The organism is Paraburkholderia sp. BR10937 (genome assembly GCF_040965695.1).
In the GTDB taxonomy this organism is placed as follows: Bacteria; Pseudomonadota; Gammaproteobacteria; order Burkholderiales; family Burkholderiaceae; genus Paraburkholderia.
This window is the reverse complement of the sequence record NZ_JBFRCL010000036.1, coordinates 54,402-73,684: the sequence shown is the minus strand read 5'-3', so window position 1 is coordinate 73,684 and position 19,283 is coordinate 54,402. Positions and strand designations below refer to the sequence as shown.

Below are 19,283 nucleotides of genomic sequence, written 5' to 3'. Positions count from 1 at the left end.
AGTCCACGCACGCTCGAGGCGCAGGCCTCAAGTCGCGCGTCAGGACCGCCCCATCGACTCCTCTACCTTCCTTTTCTACCCGCTTCCATCATGACTTCGAGAGCTTCCCTGTCCGCGCTCGCGCGTGACCTCGCCGCCGGCACCGTCGTCTTTCTCGTCGCCCTGCCGCTATGCCTCGGCATTGCAAGGGCATCCGGCGCGGAGCCGTTGGCCGGGCTCGTTTCCGGCATTGTCGGCGGCATCGTCGTCGCCGCACTCAGCGGCTCGCGCCTGAGCGTGAGCGGCCCCGCCGCCGGGCTCGTCGTGATCGTCGTGGATGGCATCGCGCGCCTCGGCAGTTTCTCTGCATTCCTGATTGCCGTGCTGCTATCGGGTGTGCTGCAGTTCGGTTTCGGCATGCTCAAAGCCGGTCGCCTCGCCTCGTATGTGCCCACCCCCGTCATCAAGGGCATGCTCGCCGCAATCGGCCTGCTGCTGGTCATCAAGCAGGTTCCGCTCGCACTCGGACTGTCCTCGGGCAGCGGGACCAGGTCTCTGACCCACGCGCTTGAGTCGATCTCACCCATCGTATGCGCGGTCACCGCGATCTCGCTCGCCATTCTCGCGGGTTGGGAAACGCGCGCATTGCGTCGCTTCGCGCTTGTGCGGCTCGTGCCCGCACCGCTCGTCGTCGTGCTTGCGGGCGTGAGCGCGACGCTGGTCTGTGGCGCGCCCGGCACGGCGTTCGCATTGCCGGTCGACCAACGCGTGGCACTGCCTGCCATCGAATCGTTCGCGGCCCTGGGCAATGCCCTCCAGTTCGGCGAGTTCGAGCTTAGTTTCGCCCGCCTGGTCGACCCGGAGATCTGGATCGTCGCCCTGACGCTCGCCGTCGTGGCCAGTCTCGAGACGCTGCTGAGCCTCGAAGCCGTCGAGCAGATCGACCCGCAGCGGCGCGCCGCGCCGCCCAACCGCGAACTCAAGGCGCAAGGGGTAGGCAATATCGTCGCCGGCGCAATCGGCGGCCTGCCCATCACTTCGGTCATCGTGCGCAGCTCGGCAAACGTGCACGCCGGCGCGCAAAGCCGGCTCTCCGCGATCGTGCACGGCGTGCTGCTGCTCGTCAGCGTGTTTGCGCTCACCGACGCGATCAACATGATTCCGCTCGCGAGTCTTGCGGCCATCCTCATTCACACCGGCATCAAGCTCGCCAAACCTTCCTTGTTCATCGCGCTCGCGAAACAGGGCGCGGCACCGTTCGCGCCATTCATCGTTACGATCGCCAGCGTGCTCGCCACCGACCTGCTCACCGGAATCATGCTCGGCGTGCTGTGCAGCGCGGGGCTCGCGCTGTGGGCGAATCTGCATCGGCCGATCGCGCTCGCGCGGCACGACGATCATTTCCTGGTTTCCTTTCGCAAGGATGTGTCATTCCTCGGCAAGGTGCCGCTCAAGCAGATGCTTGCTCACATCCCGGATCGCGCGACGGTGATCGTCGACACCTCGCGCGCCGACTACATCGATCACGACGTGCGTGAACTGCTCGATCGTTTCATCGCCGATGCGCCGCTGCGGTCGATCGCGGTGGAGGTACGGCATGCAGCCGCCGTGCTACCGCCGGCAACTCGCGCCGGCGCCTGAGCGCTCACCGGGTCACCCTCTACCAGAGGTGCCACCCGATCGCGCCGCAAGGCGGCAAGCGCTGGCCGATGCGAAACGCGCGAGTCGGCTGCCGGCCATGAAGCGCCAGTCACAGAAGGGTCCGGCCGGACCTTCAAACGTCGGCGGCCGACGGGAATGGCCACCCATCCGCCCTTGCCGACCTGGCACGGAATAGTCCATCGATCCCCCGCCGGACAAGACATTGCGCCTTTTTGTTACGTTTTTGCGACAGTCTATTTTTTTTCGTTTCTTGAGTTTGCAGGAGGTGCCGTATCCTCCGGCGCGCAGTAACAGATAAACCAATCCAAAAGATAATCAGGGACACTGAATTACAGATGAAGAACAGCACCATCAAGGCAACGGTTATCGCTGTTGCCGCTTTCGCCGCATCCTCGGCAGCAATGGCACAGTCGTCGGTCACCCTGTACGGCATGCTGGACGCAGGTATCAGCTACACCTCGAACGTCAATGGCCACTCGCTGGTCGCGCTCGTCGGCGGTGCCTCCGGTTCGAACAAGTGGGGCCTCCAGGGTCAGGAAGACCTCGGCGGCGGCCTCAAGGCGGTCTTCAAGCTCGAAAATGGTTTCAACATCGCCAACGGCGGCATCGGCGGCCAGGGCCCCATTGGCTCCTCGCGTTCGCTGTTCAACCGCCAGGCCTACGTAGGCCTCACGTCGGACCAGTACGGTACCCTGCGTATGGGTCGCCAGATCGACGCCGTGACGGAAATGGTTCAGGGCCTGACGGGCGACGCCGTTTCGGCGTCGACGTTCTCGACCCCGGGCGACGTAGACAACAACGACAACACGACGAACCAGAACAACGCCGTCAAGTACATTTCGCCGATTTTCCACGGCTTCCAGGCTGAAGGCGCGTACTCGTTCGGCGGCGTTGCCGGTGCGATGGGTTCGGGTCAATCGTGGTCGGTGGCTGCAGACTACGCTCAAGGTGGTCTGACGGTCGCTGGTGGCTACTTCCATGCCGCAAACCAGGGTGAGAACGGCTGGCAGAACGCAACGGCACAACCGTCGTTCGGTGGTGCGCTGGGCTATCCGAGCTCGGGTTACTACGGTGGCAATGCGTTCAAGAGCGCGGGCATCGCTCAAATCGCTGGCCAATACCAGTTCGGTCCGTACACGGCCGGCCTGCGCTACTCGAACGCTCAATATGAAGGCAACGACGGCCAGGAATCGATCCACTTCAACGTAGTGGGTGCCCTTCTGCAGTACCAGGCAACCCCGGCGCTGTCGCTGGCTGCTGGATACACGTACGTCTACGGCTCGGCAGCCACGCCTGCACAAGCCGCTGAAGGCCGCACGATGGCTTCGATCAACCAGGCGTCGCTGGGCGCTACGTACGCGCTGTCGAAGCTTACCTCGGTATATGTGATGGGTGCCTACGTTCACGCGCAGGGTGCTCAGGCTTCGGCTGCTGACTTCGGCAACACGGCATCGGGCGGCAACCAGGTTCAAGCCAACATTGGCATGTACCACCGGTTCTAATAGCAGGTTCAGAAGCCCGGGGGAAATGGACGCATTACCCCGGGCCAGGAAAAGCCGCGCTAGTAAATTGCCCCGCAGCAGAGCTTGATGACAAGCAGCATTCGTCGACTCCGGAGCATGCCCCAATACGGTCAGGCGCGCACCTCGATCCGGTTGACCACACCTCCTATGGTGTCCAGACACCACGCATCCGTCTCTGCCTGGCGCCTCTCAGCTTCGGTCGCTACACACCCCGCGAGCGTAATCCGCTTGCCCTGCACGTCGATTGTGATTTGTTCAGCGTGAACGCGCGGATCGGATTCGAGCACGAGAGCGAGGGCCTCGTGAATCTCTTCGTCGCCATCCGCTTCGGCCGGCACCAATTCCAGCAGATTCGCCACGTCCCGGCACCCGCCGACCCACCACGCGATCACACTTGCGAGCCGTCTATGCGACAGGCTCATCACCTGGCCCGTCAACGTCACGACGCCACCTTCCACGGTCACCTCCACAACGCCGCCGCCCTCCTCGCCGGCCTGATCCATGGTGCCACGCAGCATTTCGAGCTGGTCTTTCACGCGCGCGCATATCACGCAGTTGCGGAACTCCACCGTCTGCAGAATCCGTTCGCAGATCCGCGTGCGCAACTCGCCGTCGCCAATCGGCGGCACAGCGCTGACGCGCAACTGGTCAATGAGCGCTTCGCCGTCGCTGTAAGTCCGGGTCAGTTGAATCAGCCGCTTCTTTGACGCAACGTCCGGCGCCTCGCCTGCAACCGTCAAGGCACCGCTATCGCGGCTGATATGAATGGCGGAATTGTGGAGCTTCAGGTGCGATTCGTGTTCGAACGCCGCCATCACCTGCTTGAGGATCGCGTCAGGGCGTTGCATGATCTGCCTCGCGCAAAGGGGGACGAAGCAGCACTCTCCCTGCCCCGCAGTCTAAAACGTGTCACGCGAGGCGGGCGCTGCCCAGTTCATTATAGTTATTGCGCCCTTCCCTTCCCCTCAGCGTTGCACGGGTGATCAGACGTCGAAGTACAAATAAAACTCCCACGGATGCGGGCGCAACCTGATCGCGTCGATCTCACGCTTGCGCTTGTACTCGAGCCACGTGTCGATGACATCTTCGGTGAAGACATCGCCTCTGCGCAGAAACTCGTTGTCGGCCTCGAGCGCATTCAGCGATTCGTCGAGCGAACCCGGCACCTGACGGACGTCTTTCGCTTTCTCGGGCGGCAGGTCGTAAATATTGACGTCAAGCGGATCGCCCGGATCTGTCCTGTTTTCGATGCCGTCGAGCCCGGCCATCAGCATTGCCGGGAAGGCGAGGTACGCATTGGCCGACGGATCGGGACACCGGAACTCGACGCGCCGCGCGTTCGGCGAATCGGAGTACATCGGAATGCGCGCGGCCGCCGAGCGGTTGCGTTGTGACATCGCCAGATTCACCGGCGCCTCATATCCGGGCACGAGACGCTTGTAGGAGTTCGTGGTCGGCGCGCAGAATGCCATCAGCGCTGGCGCATGCTTAAGCAGGCCGCCGATATACCATCGACACATATCGGACGTAAGCGCCCAGCCGTGCGCATCGTAGAACAGATTCTCGTCGTCCTTCCACAGGCTTTGATGGCAGTGCATGCCGCTCGCGTTGTCGGCGAAGAGCGGCTTCGGCATAAACGTCGCCACCTTGCCGTGCTGGCGCGCGACGTTCTTGCAGATGTACTTATAGATCATGACGTTGTCGGCCATCCACGTAAGCGTGGAAAACCGCATGTCGATTTCGTTCTGCCCCGCTGTCGCCACCTCGTGATGATGCACTTCCACCTGCACGCCGGCCTGCTGAAGCAACAACACGATCGTCGAGCGGATATCCTGCAGGGTGTCGTGCGGCGGCGCCGGGAAATATCCTTCCTTGAAGCGAGGCTTGTAACCGAGGTTGCCGCCGCCATACGCTCCTTCGTCGCGGCCCGAATTCCAGTCCCCTTCGGCAGATTCGACATAGAAGTAGCCACTATGGGCATCCTGGCCAAAACGGATCGAATCGAATATGAAGAACTCGAGCTCGGGTCCGAAGTAGCATGTCGTCGCAATGCCGGTCTGCTTCAAGTAGGCCTCGGCCTTCTTCGCGATGTAGCGCGGATCGCGCGAGTAAGGCTGATGCAGTACGGGATCGATCACGTCGCAGATCATCGAGAGTGTGGGCGTTTCGCTCACGGGATCGATGAACGTGGTCGTGGGATCCGGCTTGAGAAGCATGTCGGATTCCTGAATTTCCTGAAATCCGCGAATCGACGACCCGTCGAAGCCGATCCCGTTGGCAAAGAGGTCTTCGTGCACCTCGGGCAGCGTGATCGAAAAGTGCTGCCAGAGACCGGGCAGATCCGTGAATTTGAGGTCGACGATCTGAATCCTGTGTTCGCGCAGTAGCTCGATCACCTGCTGCGGGTTATCAGGCCGCGCGACACGATAACTGCCGGGGTCGACGGATACGCCGAACGCCGATCCCCCTCTTGGACTGGCCATGAGGACTCTCCCTGCGCAGCTACTGATCGTGTGCGAGCGCTTCGAGACGGGCGTAGCCTGCGTCTTTCGCCGCGCGCTCCGTGGCGAAGGGTTCTTCGGCGACGAGCGAGCGCCGCACTTCGCGCGCATCGAAATCGACGAGCGAGATAACCCACACCCAGCCGCCGATCTGTTCGGCCGTCTGCACGAATGCGCGCACGTTGCCTTTATCCTTGGTGTTCATTTGACCTCCTCACGAGATAAACACAAGGGGGAACATGGGTGACGCCAGACTTGACGGGCAGTCTACGCCGGGACCAGGCCCCTTTGTTTCAACCAGTCCAGATTGAAAAGGCGGGAGCGGTACAACTCGCCGCCGTCGCACAGCAGTGTGACGATCGTATGCCCCGGCCCCATCTCCCGGGCAAGCCTGACAGCAGCCGCGACGTTGATGCCTGTCGAACCGCCGACATAGAGCCCTTCTTCGCGCAGCAATCGGTAGACCATGGTGACGCATGACTGGTCATCGATCTGGTAAGCGTCATCGATCGGCGTGCCATCGAGGTTCGCGGTAAGGCGGCTGGAGCCGATCCCTTCGGTAATCGAGCTGCCTTCCGCGTGAATCTCGCCCGTCTTCACGTAGCTGTACAAGCCGCTACCGTACGGGTCGGCGAGAACGATCCACACATCGCGGTTCTTCTCCTTCAGGAAGCGGGCCACACCGGCGAGGGTGCCACCAGTACCGGTCGCGCTGACGAATGCATCGACCGTGCCAGCGGTATCGCGCCAGATTTCAGGGCCGGTGGTTTCGTAGTGAGCCTTGCGATTGGCAAGGTTGTCGAACTGGTTCGCCCAGATCGCGTCGTCCAGTTCCTGCGCGAGCCTTCCTGCGATCTTCTGGTAGTTGTTCGGGTCCTTGTAGGGGGCGGCCGGTACCGGGTGGACCTCCGCACCCAGGACGCGCAACAGTTCCATTTTCGCGGGAGACTGCGTCTCTGGAATAACGATGACACAGCGATAGCCGCGAGCCGCGCAAATATGGGCAAGGCCAATGCCGGTATTGCCCGCAGTCCCCTCCACTACCGTTCCGCCAGGCTTAAGTTCGCCACGCTGCTCGGCGTCCTGAATAATGGACAACGCGGCCCGGTCCTTCACCGAACCACCCGGGTTCATGAATTCGGCCTTACCGAGAATCTCGCAGCCGGTTTCGTCGCTGAGCCGCGCGAGCCTGATCAGCGGCGTATCGCCTATGCACCCGACAAAACCCGTCCGAACATGCATACCGCCCCCCGTAATCGCAAGCCTGGCAACAGGCCACTCTCACACTGAAAGCATAGGCAAAGATCCGGCGCACTTCCCGAGGTTTGATCTGCAGTCGGCGAAGGTGACCACGAAATGGATACGCTGACTCACCTGCAAAAAGCTTGCCAGTGATTTGGGCGCGCCGATCATCGCCCGGTCAGCAGCCGAAGGATCTTCTGCACGATGCGTTCGTGCAACTCGAGCGCCTCACCGAGCGTGCTTGCGCCAAAGCTCTCGTTGTCTTTTCGCGCTTCCATTCCGGCGATGCGCGTCACGAAGAGCGCGGGCTCGCCCGTCCGCGCGTCGGCCACACCGCGAAATCGCGTCGTGACCGTCACGCCGGACGCTTCGAGCAGCGTGCGGCGAAAGATCAATTCGTTTTCGGCCATCCAGCGCGACCACTCGCTGCGGTCGAACATCTCAACAGGCCTGTTCTTCGCGTCGAGGATGTAGAAGCGTTCGCACTGGGGCGGGACCGGGCGGGATCTCATCTATTCTGATCCGGAAGGTGTGAGCAGGAAGCCAATCGCCTCCCGCCACCAGCTATCGTCGACGTGGCCAGGCCAGTCGTTATGCTCAGCCGCCTCCACGATCCTCAGTTGCTTCGGACCGGGCAGCGCGTCGTAGAGCGCTTCGCCCAGGCGTGCCGGTACGATGCTGTCGCGTTCGGCAACCACCACGAGAACCGGGCGGCCGAACCCAGCCAGGTGGGCCACGCTGTCGTATCGGTCATGCATTAGCCACTTCACGGGCGCCCATGGGTAGTGGAAAGCGGCGACGTTCAGCAGCGTATCCCACGGTGTGATGAGCATCAGGCCCGCGATCCTGTCGCGTTCGCGCGCGCCGGCGGCGGCGGCCACGCCGGCCCCGAGCGACTCCCCGGTGACCAGCACAGGCGCGCCGTAAAAGCGATGCGCAAGGGCGATGGTCTCTTGCGCATCGGCGACCAGGCATTGCTCATCGGGCGTGCCCTCGCGTGGCCCATAGCCCGGATATTCGGCCAGGATCGTGCGCAGTCCCAGCCGGTTGAGCGCGGCGGCGTAGAAGGCGCGATGTCCAGCGTGCCCCGCGTTGCCATGAAAAACAATGGCGGTGCCGCGTGCGGCTCCGGGCGGCTCGGCGGCGAGCCCCCGGAACGCCTCCATCGTCGGCCAGGCCGCGAGTCGATCGGAAACGACGTCCTCGATTACGGCCTTCTCTGGAAAGTAGAGAAAACGTTCCTGCAACATGGCGAAGCCTGTCAAAAGGATCGGCGCGCGAAGGCGCGCCTCAGCACGAATCCCGTGAACGATGCGCCGGTCAGGGTCTGGCCGCAAGCCGGACTGCCCGATCGTTCGTCTGGAGCACGTGGATCAGGTGGTGCGCCGTGAAGCGGCCCCATGCGGCATACTCGAGTCCACGATCCCCAAAGGCCCAAAGACATGGTTGCCGACCTCGCACACTCCTGGTTGACGTTCAGCGCCTCTGTTGCCGCTGCAAAGGCCGCCGGCCGCCCGCTTGTCGCGCTGGAATCGAGCATCATCGCTCACGGCATGCCCTATCCGGAGAATATGCGCACTGCGCGCGAAGTGGAGGCTCTGGTCCGCGCGATGGGAGCTGAACCGGCAACGATCGCACTGATCGGGGGGCAAATCCACATCGGACTCGCTGACGACGAACTGGAACGGCTTGGCCGCTCGGAGCATGTACACAAGGTTAGCCGCCGCGACCTGCCAGCCGTGCTGGCCGGCGGCGGGCTCGGCGCCACGACGGTGGCTGGCACGATGATATGTGCCGCGCTGGCCGGCATCGAGGTCTTCGTCACCGGAGGCATTGGCGGCGTGCACCGGGGCGCGCAGGAAACCTTCGACATCTCGGCCGACCTGCAGGAATTGGCAAAGACCTCGGTGGCGGTGGTTTGTGCCGGTGCGAAGTCCGTCCTGGACATCGGGCTCACACTGGAATATCTGGAAACTTACGGCGTGCCGGTGCTCAGTTGCGAGCAAGACAATTTCGCGGCCTTCTACACGCGCGACAGCGGCTTTCGCGCGGACTTCCGGCTGGACGACGCAGCGGACCAGGCGCGCTTCATCCGCACCAAGTGGAACCTGGGCCTCAAGGGCGGCGTCCTGTTGAGTACGCCGGTGCCAGAAGGATCAGCGATGCCGTCCGCAGAGATCGACGCGCTGACTCAGCAGGCGCTTGCTGAGGCCACGGCACAAGGCATCACAGGCAAGGCCGTGACGCCCTTCCTCCTGTCTCGCATCACGACACTCACGGGTGGACGCAGTCTGGCGACGAACATCGCGCTCGTGAAACACAACGCCGAGGTCGGGGCACGACTAGCGTTGGCGTTGGCACACACAGCGCGCGAGACAGGCTCGGCGTAGCCGCCGGAACGCCCATCCTCCACCGCACTTCCGGCAACCGCCCGCCTGCGCCAGGCACGGGCGCGCACATCCGCGCGCGGCCTGTCTTGCCCGCGTGCCGTTCGTGAAGTAGATTTTTCTAATCACGTCCGAGGCGGGAGAGACTGCCATGGAACTGAGTGTGGAACGAGTCGAGGTTTGGGCAGCGACCATCGACGACAAACCGGGCGGCCTCGCAAAGGTATTAGGCGCCTTGCGAGATGCGGGTGTCGACTTGCAGTTTATCGTGGCGCGTCGCACGCCGGAGGCATCGGGCAAGGGGGTCGTATTCGTCGCTCCGATCGAGGGCGACAGCGCGATCGGTGCTGCCAGACAGGCGGGGTTTAGCGTCACCCCGAGCCTTCATTCCGTCCGTGTAATGGGTCTTGACCAACTGGGAATCATCGCCCAATTGACCCAGATGCTGGCGGACGGGGGCATCAGCTTCCGCGGCGTTTCTGCCGCGGTACTTGGAACGCAGTTCATTGCTTATCTCGCGCTCGACTCATTGGACGACGCCGAAAAGGCAATCGACATTCTGCAAAGGGCCTGAAGCGCCCGTGTCGAGCGCGATGAAAACACCGACGTCCAGAGGGCGGGTACTTTGGGTGCTCTCGCTCTGCACTACTACCACCTGCGCGGCGGTTGGCGCGGTATTGCTGTTCGAACTGTCGGTGCTGACTGGCGGCACTGGGGGTTGCGAACCAAGGTCGCGGCCACCGTGATGTGGCTGGGCCACGATCCACCGGGAACGTGGTGGACCTACGTGCAAATCAAGTGCGTTGACTGGTTTCCTCAAGCTCACGCGGACAGCGAGCCGATCGTCGATGTTGCCGACGCTTGCCTCGGCGAACCGCGTTGATTGGCGGCCCCGTCCAGGGCGACTGAGGATAGTGAGGAATTGCCTGACTCAGGCAAACCCATGGTTGGGCACTGAATGTCCAGATATCCAGCCCGAAGTCGAACAATCAAGTCGTCGGTAACCCTGCGAGCCGTCGATAAATCGCGTCGCAACCGTCCGAAGGCAACCATGCACCATGGCACGGCAATGACGATGACAACGCATCCCATGCCGGTGAGCATCGCTGCAATCGTCCGGTTTTCGAGCGTACCGGTATGCGGCAACCTGTGGCGCAGCCACACAAATGCCGGTTCAATCCCAACGTCGAAAGTCATCGCCAAAAGCAGGATCAGAGCGACGTGCAATGCCAGCTTCATTTCGAGGAAAACCATAGCGTGGTCATTGCCTTCGTGGATGAGCACTATCATTCGGACAGCAATCGCAAACGTAGCCAGCGGTAAAGCGCAAAGACAGCTCAATTCGAACATGGTGATTTGGTCGTCCCAGGTATTGCGGTCCATCTCGCAGGGTCAGTCGGGCCGGCGCTCGCTGGCGAGCCACGCTCGCCATCCGCCGAATTCGGAGATATCGGTTCCCGACAGCACGCCATAGGGTTCGCACAGGAAGCCGGTCACCCACGAGCCGTCCGACAATTCGACTTGCCCCAGCACCAGCGGAGACGGCACGGTTGCCATGAACGAGCCCAACTCGACGCTTGGCATTTCCCAGACTTCGACCGCAATCCTGGAGCCGCTCGCGGTAACTCGCCACAATCCGGGGCGCCTGGTGCCGTCGGCAGAAGCGGGCAGCGCGGCCAGCCGATAATGGGCTGCCGTCTGCGTTACCTGCATGCGTTGCGCGCCTCGCGAAACCAGGTCCTTGTTCAGCGGCAGCCCCTGCATGTGAGCACCGCACACTGCGATGCGAATCCGGTCGTTGGCCGCGACTCGTCGTGCGCCAGGCTCCGGGCGGCTTCCGCCAACACATTCGATGCCGCTCGCCGTTTGCAACACATCGGCGACACCCAGCAGATACTGGTCGGTGAACGCGCGCCCGAAGACCGTCACGCCCCACGGGAGTCCGTTCTTCATGAACCCGGTCGGCGTAGCGACGGCCGCGTAATCCAGCAGATTCATGAAGTTCGTGTAGTAGCCGAGCAATGAGTTCGGCCCAATCGGGTCCTCTTCCAGTTCAGCGAGCGTCACAGGGCGCGGATACGTCGGCGTCAGCACGAAGTCCAATGAATCGACTACCGCATCGCAGGCTGCCTTCAACGCCTGCAGGCGATACTGCGCGCGAAACAGTTCGACCGCCGTCGCACCCGGCGCCTTGGCGAGCACGTCCCGAATGACGGAAAGCACGGCGTCCGGCGTCGCTGACATCAACTCGCCAACCACGCTGTAGCGCTCCGCAACCCACGGACCCTGATAAAGGAGATTCGCGGCCTCGACAAAGGGCTCGAAATCAATCTCCACTGCCTCGCCACCTGCTGCTTCGAGGCGTGCCCGCGCCCTTGCGAACAGTTCCGGACTCTCGGCGCATCCCGCGAATTCAAGGCGCGCCGGCACGCCGAACCGGAACGACGAGGGCTTGCCGAACGCCCTTGCCGAGTTCCACTGCGGGTTCTTGCGGCTGTATGCATCGCGGGCATCGGTTTGCGCGGTCAATGAGAGAAGCTCACTGGCCTCGCCGGCCGTGGCCGTGAAGAACGTCACGCAATCGAGTGTGCGGCAGGCCGGGACGACACCTGCCGTCGACAGGATGCCTTTGGTCGGCTTGAGTCCGATGAGATTGTTCAGGCCGGCAGGCACGCGGCCCGACCCCGCCGTGTCGGTACCGAGCGCGAAACTCGCCACGCCCAACGCAACGGCAAGCGATGAGCCCGCGCTGGAACCACCCGACGGGTAGTCAGGGTGCACGCTGTTGCGGCATTTGCCGTATGGCGAACGCGTGCCGTTCAGACCTGTAGCGAACTGGTCGAGATTGGTCTTCCCGATCGGGATCGCGCCAAGCGAAATCAGCTGGCTGACGAGCGTCGCGGACTCCCCCGGCGTGTACGCAAAGTCGGGGCATGCAGCGGTCGTTTGGACTCCTGCAAGGTCGATGTTGTCCTTGATCGCGAACGGCACACCGTACAACGGCAGACGCTCGAAGTCCTGCGCCTCGACCCAGTCGAGGTACGGCGCGAGTTCGCGTTCGGACAGAATATGAATGAAGAGATTGAACTCCGGATTCAGCGCGAGCGCTTTTCCAAGCAGTTCAGCCACGAGCTTGCGCGGCGTGAGGCGCCCGTCACGATACGCGCTACGGAGCGTGGAAAGTCGCAGATCGAATGTCGGCATGATGCTCTGTCCTTGTAGTTAGTGGCGTTCAATGACTGCGACTCGCTGCCCTGCCCGCACGGGCGAGCCAGGGGCCACGTAAATTTCGCCGACTGTCCCCGCACACGAGGCAAACACCGAGATCTCCATCTTCATCGACTCGATAATCAGCAGTACGTCGCCGGCGGCAACGACGTCACCGGTCTTCACCTTTACCTGCCAGAGGCTGCCGGCGATTTCACAGTCCACGGCGACCTGGCCGTCCTCCAGGGGAGCCAGTTGGGCGTCCTCCGCGTCCGGTGCCTCGATTGCCTCTTCCGGGGTGCCCGCTTCGCGCCAACGCTCCCGTTCGGCCTGGAAGGCCGCCTGCTGTCGCGAACGGAATTTGCCGATGCTGTCCGCTTCGCTGTCGAGAAACGCTTGATAATCCGGCAGCGAGAGTTCCGACTCTTCGATCTTCAACGGATAACGCCCAAGCGGAAAATCGGCGCGGATGCGAAGCAGTTCGTCGGCCGACACTTCGTAGAAGCGAATCTGGTCGAAGAAGCGCAGCAAATAGTGCTGACCGGCGAAGTCCGCGACCTTGCGATAGCGATTCCACATCTGCAGCGTGCGCCCGACGAATTGATAGCCGCCGGGCCCTTCCATGCCGTACACGCACAAATACGCGCCGCCGATGCCGACCGAGTTCTCCGCGGTCCACGTACGGGCCGGGTTGTATTTGGTCGTCACGAGGCGATGACGTGGGTCGAGCGGTGTCGCAACGGGGGCACCCAGGTAGACATCACCGAGGCCCATCACGAGATAGCTCGCGTCGAAGACGATCTCCTTTACGGCATCGATGGATTCGAGGTCGTTGATCCGGCGAATGAACTCGAGGTTGCTCGGGCACCACGGCGCGTCTTTGCGCACCGTGGTCATGTATTTTTCGATCGCGAGCTGGCACGCCGGGTCATCCCAGGAGAGCGGAATGTGCACGACTCGCGACGGCACCCGCAGATCCTTTTTCAGCAAGACCCGCTCCCACGCCTGACGTACAACGCCCAGCAGATGCGCGAGCGCCAGTTGCTCCGGTCGATAGTGAATCTGGAGAGAGCGGATACCCGGTGTCAGATCGATCACGCCGGGAAGCGCCATGGCCTCGAGCGACTGCATGAGCGCGTGCCCACGAAAGCGCGAGACGAGGTCCAGTTCAGCCGGTCCAATCTCGAGCAGCAGATGCGTGTCGCCGGACACGCGCACAACGAGCCGCTCGCCGCCCGAACCCATGTCGAGCACGATGGGGGACGTCAGGGACGACCGTCTGCGGGCCGGCGCGTTCGACTCGATCTCGAGACTTTCCAGTTCGCGGGCGCGCTGGTGTGCGGCTTCACGCGCTGCTTCCACTTCCACCGGCACAAAGCGGATCTTGTCGCCCGCCTTCAGCTGCCCGATGTGCCAGAGGTCGGCCTCGATGATGGTCACCGGACAGACGAAACCGCCGAGACTCGGCCCATCGGGGCCGAGAATCACCGGCATGTCGCCAGTGAAATCGATGGCACCGACCGCATAGGGATTGTCGTGAATGTTCGACGGGTGCAACCCCGCCTCGCCGCCGTCTTCGCGTGCCCACTCCGGCTTCGGCCCGATCAGGCGCACACCGGTACGGCTCGAATTGAAGTGAACTTCCCAGTCGGTGTCGAGGAAGCGTTCGATGTAGCGGGAGCTGAAGTACTCGGGCGCGCCATGCGGACCATAGATTACGCGGATGTGCCGCACGTCTTCGAGCTTCGGCACGGCAAGCAGCGTCTTGCCAGCCTGCGGATTCCCGAGCGCATAGACGTGAAGCACGTCGCCTGCGCGTATTGCGCGGCCGCCATGCCCGCCGAACTGGCCGAGCGTGAAGGTGCTACGGCTGCCGAGATACGCGCCGACGTCCAGGCCTCCGCGTACGCACAGATAAGCGCGTGCGCCGGCGCCCCGAATGGTGCCGAGCGACAACGTCGAGCCTGCCGGGACAAAGAGGCTCGTATTCAACGGTTGCCTGACGTCGTCGAGCAGTACGGGGATTTCGGCCCCCGTGATGGCAACGACCGCGTCGGTATTGAAACGCAGCGTCGGGCCGCTCATCGTGATTTCGAGTGCGGCGGCATCCGGGGCGTTGCCAAGCAGGCGGTTGCCCAGCCGCATGGCGCGGTCATCCATCGGCCCAGAAGGCGGAATGCCGACTGACCAGTATCCCAGACGGCCCGGGAAATCCTGGACCGTCGTCTGCGTACCGCCGCTGACGACTTCGACCGTACTGGCCTCGTACTTGAGTCCTTCGAGGCACCGCGTCCATGGTTCGCCCGATGCAAACGGCTCGTCGTCCAGGATCTGACGCAGGTAGTCGCGGTTCGTCTCCACGCCGTAAATGCGCGTGTTTTGGAGCGCGTCCTTGAGCGCGCCGCGCGCCTCGTCGCGAGTCGGGGACCAGGCGATCACTTTGGCGAGCATGGGGTCGAAGTACGGCGGCACTTCGCAGCCGGCTTCGATCCACGTGTCGATGCGCAGCGCGCGACCGTCGGCTTGCGGGAACGCAACGTCGGTCAGCAGGCCGGGGCTGGGCTTGAAGTCCCGGCCGGGGTCTTCCGCATAGAGCCGCGCCTGAATCGCATGGCCGCGCGGCGTCAAGTTCGCTGCGAGTTCCTGCAACGGCTCGAGCGTGCCCGCTGCCAGCTCGACCATCCAGCGCACGAGGTCGACACCCCACACCTGCTCCGTTACGCCGTGCTCCACCTGCAGGCGCGTGTTGACTTCGAGGAAGTAGAACTGCTCGGCAGCACTGTCGTACACGAACTCGACGGTGCCGGCGGAGCGATAGTCCACCGCCTTCGCGAGCTTCACGGCAGCCGCACAAAGTGCCTCGGAAATCCCATCCGGCAAGCACGGCGCGGGCGTTTCCTCGAGCACTTTCTGGTTGCGCCGCTGCACTGAGCAGTCGCGCACACCGAGTGCGATGGCATCGCCCTTGCCATCTCCGAAGATCTGCACTTCAAGATGTCGCGCCCGCTCGATGTACTTTTCGAGGAAAACGCCGGAGTCGCTGAAATTGTTTTCACCGAGTCGCTTCACGGCATCGAAATGCGCACTGAGTTCGGCTGCATTCCAGCAGACACGCATGCCGATACCGCCGCCGCCGGCCGTGCTCTTCAACATCACCGGATAGCCGATGACTTCCGCCGCTTCCTGCCCCGCCATCAGGTCACCGAGCAAGCCGGTGCCCCTGAGCATCGGCACGCCCTCCTTCTCCGCGATTTCACGCGCCGTGTGCTTCAGGCCGAAGGCGCGCAACTGCGCGGGCGCGGGCCCGATGAACGCGATGCCTGCCGCTTCGCAAGCCTCGCCAAAGGCTGCGTTCTCGGAGAGGAATCCATACCCGGGATGAATGGCCTGCACGCCCTCGCGGCGAGCGATCTCGAGGATTTTTTTCGTGTCGAGGTAGGTCATTGCCGCGGGCCCGTCGCCCAGGCAGTGCGCGACGGGAGCCTCGCTTACATGACGGCTCGCTCTATCCGCCTCCGCAAAAACGGAGACTCCGGTGACATCGAGTTCGCGCAGCGTTCTCAGAATCCGGCACGCGATAGCGCCACGATTGGCGATAAGAATCTTCTCGAACATGGAAGGAATCTTGATTCAGAGGCGGGCCGTCCCGCCGTGGGAAAGGCGAGCCGCGGTCGTCCACGGCCGTATTCGCGTCAGCGATCTGCCTGAGTCAGCGCTTCGCGCGTGAGCGTGAAATGACGTCCGGAGCGCACGAGCATGAGAAACCAGTACCAGCTACGGATACGCCTCAGTCCCATATCAGCAGCTCCGCTGGCGTCGGGTTGTAGGCGTTGCACGGATTGTTCAACTGGGGGCAGTTGGAAATCAGCACGATGACGTCCATCTCGGCACGCAGTTCGACGTACTTCCCCGGTGCGGAAATGCCGTCTTCGAAGGTGAGCCCCCCTTCCGCCGTCACGGGCACGTTCATGAAAAAGTTGATGTTCGCGCCGATGTCGTGCTTCGAGAGGCGGCCGTCATGCGCGCAAGCGCGCAGGAAATTGTCGCGGCAGCTGTGCATATAGCGCTTTCCCAGCGCATAGCGCACGGTATTGCTCTCCTGTGCGCAGGCGCCGCCGAGCGTATCGTGGCGTCCACAGGTATCGGCAACGACGGTCAGCATGGGGTTGCCGAGATTCGAGTACAACACCGAGCCAGCCGTCAGGTAGAGCCTCTTCTGCCGACGCAGCGTGCGTTGTGGGTCGAAGCGCTCGCGCGGATCGGCGAGACTGTAGAACAACGTATCGACCGCCTGGTTGCCTTCCAGATCGACGATGCGTAGTGTCTGACCCGCCTTCACTTCGTGAAGCCAGGGCTCACCCGCAGCCACCGTCTCGCGGTAGACCGCGCTCTCGGGCTGTTTGTCGCTGACGACAAGCGTGCTCATCATGAAGTGATCTCCGCTCAAAGAAAGAATCGCTCTGTGTTGATAAAGCCGCGTACGTTTTCCTCGCATGCGGTACGGCACACTTCAGCCACGCCAGGCTGCGCCTCGCTCAATTCGAGTTTCACCGCTTTGGGCGCATATTCAGGGTTCGGGTCGAGCGGGTGCTGAATCGCGGTGAGCACGACAAGCGTGTTCATCGGCGCATACAGTTCGACGTAGTCGCCGGCCTTCGCGTTGTCGCTCACGAAATTCAGCTCTCCTTCGCTCGTGACATCAACGCGGCTGAAAAGATTGAGCGTCATCAGCAGGTCTGAAATCTCGAGGCCCCACTTGCCCATCTCGACGAGCAAGTTGTCCGTGCCATTCCGGTAGAACGCGTTGCGCAGCTCTTGATAGCGGCCAGCACCATACCGCGCCATGACCTCGTCGGCGTTCGAGACACCGCCGATGCTGTCGTGCCACCCGCATGTATCGTCGACGATGGCAGCGAGAACACGCCCCATATCGGAGTACAGGCAGTGACCCGTCGTGAGCTTTGCGGTGTGCTGGCACTTCAGCGAATCCGGGAGATTCAGTCGCTCGCTCTTCTCCGTTGCATTGACCATCATGACGCTGACATTGGCGCCACCGTGCAGGTCAGTCACGCGCAGCGATTGCCCGCGCTTCACGATGAGCGAGGTATGGCCCCCGCCCGGTACGGTTTCTTCAAGCAATAACTTCATGTTCGAGTTCCCTTCATGAGACCACTTCGATGCTGGACGCGCCTTGAACCGCCGCACGCGCCAGATGCACCGCCGACACCGATTCGCGGCTGCGGTCGAGTGGAATGTTGTAGGTGATACGGGCTCCGTAGGCGCCCGGCGCATGGGGGTCTACACGTACCTTGTCGAAAACCAGCACACGGCTTCCCAACGTGAAGCCCTCTTTGAGATCATGCGTAACCATGAAAATGGTCAGCTTCGCTTCGCGCCACAGGTCCGAGAGCAGCGCGTGCATGTCCTTGCGGATACCGGGGTCGAGTGCGCCAAACGGCTCGTCGAGCAGCAGGACGCGCGGCTTCATCATCAAGGCCTGCGCGATGGCGAGGCGTTGTTGCATGCCACCGGAGAGTTGCTGCGGGTATTTGTTCAAGGCCGCACCGAGTCCCACCCGCTCGAGCATGGCCACGGCCTCGTCTCGCGCGGCGCGCCGTTGCGCTCCGAAGAGTCTGCCCGTGAGCTTCGCTTTCGGAAGCTCCAGTCCCAGCATCACGTTGCCCAATACGCTAAGGTGCTCGAACACCGAGTAACGCTGAAACACCACGCCGCGATGGGCGTCCGGTTCGCCGGGCAGCGGTTGACCGTCCAGCAGGATCTCACCGCGCGTCACTTGCTCCTGACCCAGCAGCAATCGCAGAAACGTCGACTTTCCGCAGCCTGAAGCGCCGACCATGGAACAGAACTCGCCCTCCTGGATCGTCAGATTCAAACGTTCCAGGACCACCTGGCTGCCGTACTCTTTCCAGACATTGCGAACTTCGATCATCGCCCACCTCCGCCGTACCAGGGGAACGACCACTGCGTGATGCGGCGAAGCAGTTCATCGGTGAGCCACGCGAGCAGCGTGATCCAGGCGACGTACGGCAGAATCAGATCCATGGAGAGGTAGCGGCGCACGAGAAAGATGCGGTAGCCCAGGCCGTCCGTCGACGCGATCGCTTCAGCGGCGATAAGAAACAGCCATGCAGCGCCGAGCGAGAGACGCATCGCCACCAGCAGGCGCGGCAGCAGTTGCGGCAAAACCAGACGCAGAATCACCGTCCAGCTCGTGGCCCCCAATGTCTGGGCCTTCACCCACAGCTCGGCGGGAATATCGCGGGCACGGGCATGCAGGTCCCGAATGATCATCGGTGTGATGCCGAAAACAATGAGCACGACTTTGGATAGCTCATCGAGCCCGAAGACGATGAACAGGATCGGCAGCACCGCCAGCGGAGGCACCATCGAGACGACAGTGATGAATGGCGAAAGCGTTGCGCTGACGAGCGGAAACGAGCCGGTCGCGATTGCGGCCACCAGTGCAATCACCGCGCTCACAACGAGACCGATACCCAGTCGTCGCAAGCTCGACAGGGTGTCGTCCCACAACAGATATTCACCCGTGCGCTTGTCTTCGGTGAATGCGACCAATCTCACGGCATCGCTCATTTGCGCCGCGCTCGGAAGCAGCTTGTCATCGGGATTGAGCTTGAGCCGCGCCGCAGATCCCGTGAAATACACGGCAAACAGCACGACGAACGGCAGCAGGAGCAGCATCATGCTGCCGATCCGGCTCGGATGTCGATTGATGAGTCGCATGGTGACCGCCTGGTGGTTGC

The 19,283-nt window shown here is 62.6% G+C and carries 17 protein-coding genes; 4 read left to right on the top strand and 13 right to left on the bottom strand.

Going from position 1 to position 19,283, the window contains the following annotated elements; translation table 11 throughout:
- The first annotated feature begins 90 nt into the window (after positions 1 to 90).
- Positions 91 to 1,620, top strand: coding sequence for a SulP family inorganic anion transporter (locus AB4Y44_RS26920; protein ID WP_368701315.1), 1,530 nt, complete (start codon positions 91 to 93; stop codon positions 1,618 to 1,620).
- Between the two features lie 356 nt (positions 1,621 to 1,976).
- Positions 1,977 to 3,143 carry a porin gene (locus tag AB4Y44_RS26915; protein WP_342921619.1) on the top strand — a complete coding sequence of 389 codons (1,167 nt, stop codon included), beginning with the start codon at positions 1,977 to 1,979 and terminating at the stop codon, positions 3,141 to 3,143.
- Between the two features lie 131 nt (positions 3,144 to 3,274).
- Here AB4Y44_RS26915 and AB4Y44_RS26910 read toward each other — a convergent pair whose 3' ends face one another.
- The 6 genes from AB4Y44_RS26910 to AB4Y44_RS26885 form a co-directional block, all read right to left on the bottom strand.
- On the bottom strand, positions 3,275 to 4,012 hold the full coding sequence (locus tag AB4Y44_RS26910) for a BON domain-containing protein (protein ID WP_342921620.1): 738 nt from the start codon (positions 4,010 to 4,012) through the stop codon (positions 3,275 to 3,277).
- 135 nt (positions 4,013 to 4,147) lie between these two features.
- On the bottom strand, positions 4,148 to 5,647 hold the full coding sequence (glnA, locus tag AB4Y44_RS26905; RefSeq protein WP_368701314.1) for a type I glutamate--ammonia ligase: 1,500 nt from the start codon (positions 5,645 to 5,647) through the stop codon (positions 4,148 to 4,150).
- A 19-nt stretch (positions 5,648 to 5,666) separates the two neighbouring features.
- The gene (locus AB4Y44_RS26900) at positions 5,667 to 5,870 is read right to left on the bottom strand and encodes a hypothetical protein (RefSeq protein WP_342921622.1); all 204 of its coding nucleotides are present in this window, start codon (positions 5,868 to 5,870) and stop codon (positions 5,667 to 5,669) included.
- A gap of 62 nt (positions 5,871 to 5,932) precedes the next feature.
- Positions 5,933 to 6,907, bottom strand: a complete 975-nt coding sequence (locus tag AB4Y44_RS26895) for a cysteine synthase A (protein WP_342921623.1) — start codon at positions 6,905 to 6,907, stop codon at positions 5,933 to 5,935.
- Positions 6,908 to 7,074: 167 nt separating this feature from the next.
- On the bottom strand, positions 7,075 to 7,419 hold the full coding sequence (locus AB4Y44_RS26890) for a hypothetical protein (protein ID WP_342921624.1): 345 nt from the start codon (positions 7,417 to 7,419) through the stop codon (positions 7,075 to 7,077).
- Positions 7,420 to 8,157, bottom strand: coding sequence for an alpha/beta hydrolase (locus AB4Y44_RS26885; protein ID WP_368701313.1), 738 nt, complete (start codon positions 8,155 to 8,157; stop codon positions 7,420 to 7,422). It lies immediately after the preceding gene.
- Positions 8,158 to 8,349: 192 nt separating this feature from the next.
- Between AB4Y44_RS26885 and AB4Y44_RS26880 the strand changes: the two genes are divergently transcribed.
- A complete protein-coding gene (locus AB4Y44_RS26880) occupies positions 8,350 to 9,297 on the top strand; it encodes a pseudouridine-5'-phosphate glycosidase (protein ID WP_342921625.1) in 948 nt (315 codons plus the stop codon).
- Positions 9,298 to 9,445: 148 nt separating this feature from the next.
- Positions 9,446 to 9,868, top strand: coding sequence for an ACT domain-containing protein (locus AB4Y44_RS26875; RefSeq protein WP_342921626.1), 423 nt, complete (start codon positions 9,446 to 9,448; stop codon positions 9,866 to 9,868).
- A gap of 248 nt (positions 9,869 to 10,116) precedes the next feature.
- Here the strand turns inward: AB4Y44_RS26875 and AB4Y44_RS26870 are convergent, their stop codons facing one another.
- The 7 genes from AB4Y44_RS26870 to AB4Y44_RS26840 form a co-directional block, all read right to left on the bottom strand.
- Positions 10,117 to 10,677 carry a hypothetical protein gene (locus tag AB4Y44_RS26870; protein WP_342921627.1) on the bottom strand — a complete coding sequence of 187 codons (561 nt, stop codon included), beginning with the start codon at positions 10,675 to 10,677 and terminating at the stop codon, positions 10,117 to 10,119.
- A 9-nt stretch (positions 10,678 to 10,686) separates the two neighbouring features.
- Complete coding sequence (atzF, locus tag AB4Y44_RS26865; protein ID WP_368701312.1) at positions 10,687 to 12,498, bottom strand: allophanate hydrolase; 1,812 nt, start codon at positions 12,496 to 12,498, stop codon at positions 10,687 to 10,689.
- 18 nt (positions 12,499 to 12,516) lie between these two features.
- Complete coding sequence (uca, locus tag AB4Y44_RS26860) at positions 12,517 to 16,116, bottom strand: urea carboxylase (protein ID WP_368701311.1); 3,600 nt, start codon at positions 16,114 to 16,116, stop codon at positions 12,517 to 12,519.
- A 172-nt stretch (positions 16,117 to 16,288) separates the two neighbouring features.
- Entirely contained in the window at positions 16,289 to 16,930 is a 642-nt protein-coding gene (locus AB4Y44_RS26855) for an urea amidolyase associated protein UAAP2 (protein ID WP_342921630.1), read from the bottom strand.
- Positions 16,931 to 16,944: 14 nt separating this feature from the next.
- Complete coding sequence (locus AB4Y44_RS26850; protein WP_342921785.1) at positions 16,945 to 17,649, bottom strand: urea amidolyase associated protein UAAP1; 705 nt, start codon at positions 17,647 to 17,649, stop codon at positions 16,945 to 16,947.
- A 13-nt stretch (positions 17,650 to 17,662) separates the two neighbouring features.
- The gene (locus tag AB4Y44_RS26845) at positions 17,663 to 18,451 is read right to left on the bottom strand and encodes an ABC transporter ATP-binding protein (RefSeq protein WP_342921631.1); all 789 of its coding nucleotides are present in this window, start codon (positions 18,449 to 18,451) and stop codon (positions 17,663 to 17,665) included.
- Complete coding sequence (locus AB4Y44_RS26840) at positions 18,448 to 19,263, bottom strand: ABC transporter permease subunit (protein ID WP_342921632.1); 816 nt, start codon at positions 19,261 to 19,263, stop codon at positions 18,448 to 18,450. Before AB4Y44_RS26840 ends, AB4Y44_RS26845 begins: the two co-directional genes overlap by 4 nt.
- Positions 19,264 to 19,283: the final 20 nt, after the last annotated feature.

Excerpts from the sequence above, each read along its gene's own strand:
- AB4Y44_RS26900 (WP_342921622.1), bottom strand. The coding sequence starts at position 5,870 with ATGAACACCAAGGATAAAGGCAACGTGCGCGCATTCGTGCAGACGGCC.
- AB4Y44_RS26920 (WP_368701315.1), top strand. The coding sequence starts at position 91 with ATGACTTCGAGAGCTTCCCTGTCCGCGCTCGCGCGTGACCTCGCCGCC.
- AB4Y44_RS26855 (WP_342921630.1), bottom strand. The coding sequence starts at position 16,930 with ATGATGAGCACGCTTGTCGTCAGCGACAAACAGCCCGAGAGCGCGGTC.
- AB4Y44_RS26895 (WP_342921623.1), bottom strand. The coding sequence starts at position 6,907 with ATGCATGTTCGGACGGGTTTTGTCGGGTGCATAGGCGATACGCCGCTG.
- AB4Y44_RS26890 (WP_342921624.1), bottom strand. The coding sequence starts at position 7,419 with ATGAGATCCCGCCCGGTCCCGCCCCAGTGCGAACGCTTCTACATCCTC.
- AB4Y44_RS26915 (WP_342921619.1), top strand. The coding sequence starts at position 1,977 with ATGAAGAACAGCACCATCAAGGCAACGGTTATCGCTGTTGCCGCTTTC.
- glnA (WP_368701314.1), bottom strand. The coding sequence starts at position 5,647 with ATGGCCAGTCCAAGAGGGGGATCGGCGTTCGGCGTATCCGTCGACCCC.
- AB4Y44_RS26910 (WP_342921620.1), bottom strand. The coding sequence starts at position 4,012 with ATGCAACGCCCTGACGCGATCCTCAAGCAGGTGATGGCGGCGTTCGAA.
- AB4Y44_RS26840 (WP_342921632.1), bottom strand. The coding sequence starts at position 19,263 with ATGCGACTCATCAATCGACATCCGAGCCGGATCGGCAGCATGATGCTG.
- AB4Y44_RS26880 (WP_342921625.1), top strand. The coding sequence starts at position 8,350 with ATGGTTGCCGACCTCGCACACTCCTGGTTGACGTTCAGCGCCTCTGTT.
- AB4Y44_RS26875 (WP_342921626.1), top strand. The coding sequence starts at position 9,446 with ATGGAACTGAGTGTGGAACGAGTCGAGGTTTGGGCAGCGACCATCGAC.
- AB4Y44_RS26885 (WP_368701313.1), bottom strand. The coding sequence starts at position 8,157 with ATGTTGCAGGAACGTTTTCTCTACTTTCCAGAGAAGGCCGTAATCGAG.
- AB4Y44_RS26845 (WP_342921631.1), bottom strand. The coding sequence starts at position 18,451 with ATGATCGAAGTTCGCAATGTCTGGAAAGAGTACGGCAGCCAGGTGGTC.
- AB4Y44_RS26850 (WP_342921785.1), bottom strand. The coding sequence starts at position 17,649 with ATGAAGTTATTGCTTGAAGAAACCGTACCGGGCGGGGGCCATACCTCG.
- uca (WP_368701311.1), bottom strand. The coding sequence starts at position 16,116 with ATGTTCGAGAAGATTCTTATCGCCAATCGTGGCGCTATCGCGTGCCGG.
- AB4Y44_RS26870 (WP_342921627.1), bottom strand. The coding sequence starts at position 10,677 with ATGGACCGCAATACCTGGGACGACCAAATCACCATGTTCGAATTGAGC.
- atzF (WP_368701312.1), bottom strand. The coding sequence starts at position 12,498 with ATGCCGACATTCGATCTGCGACTTTCCACGCTCCGTAGCGCGTATCGT.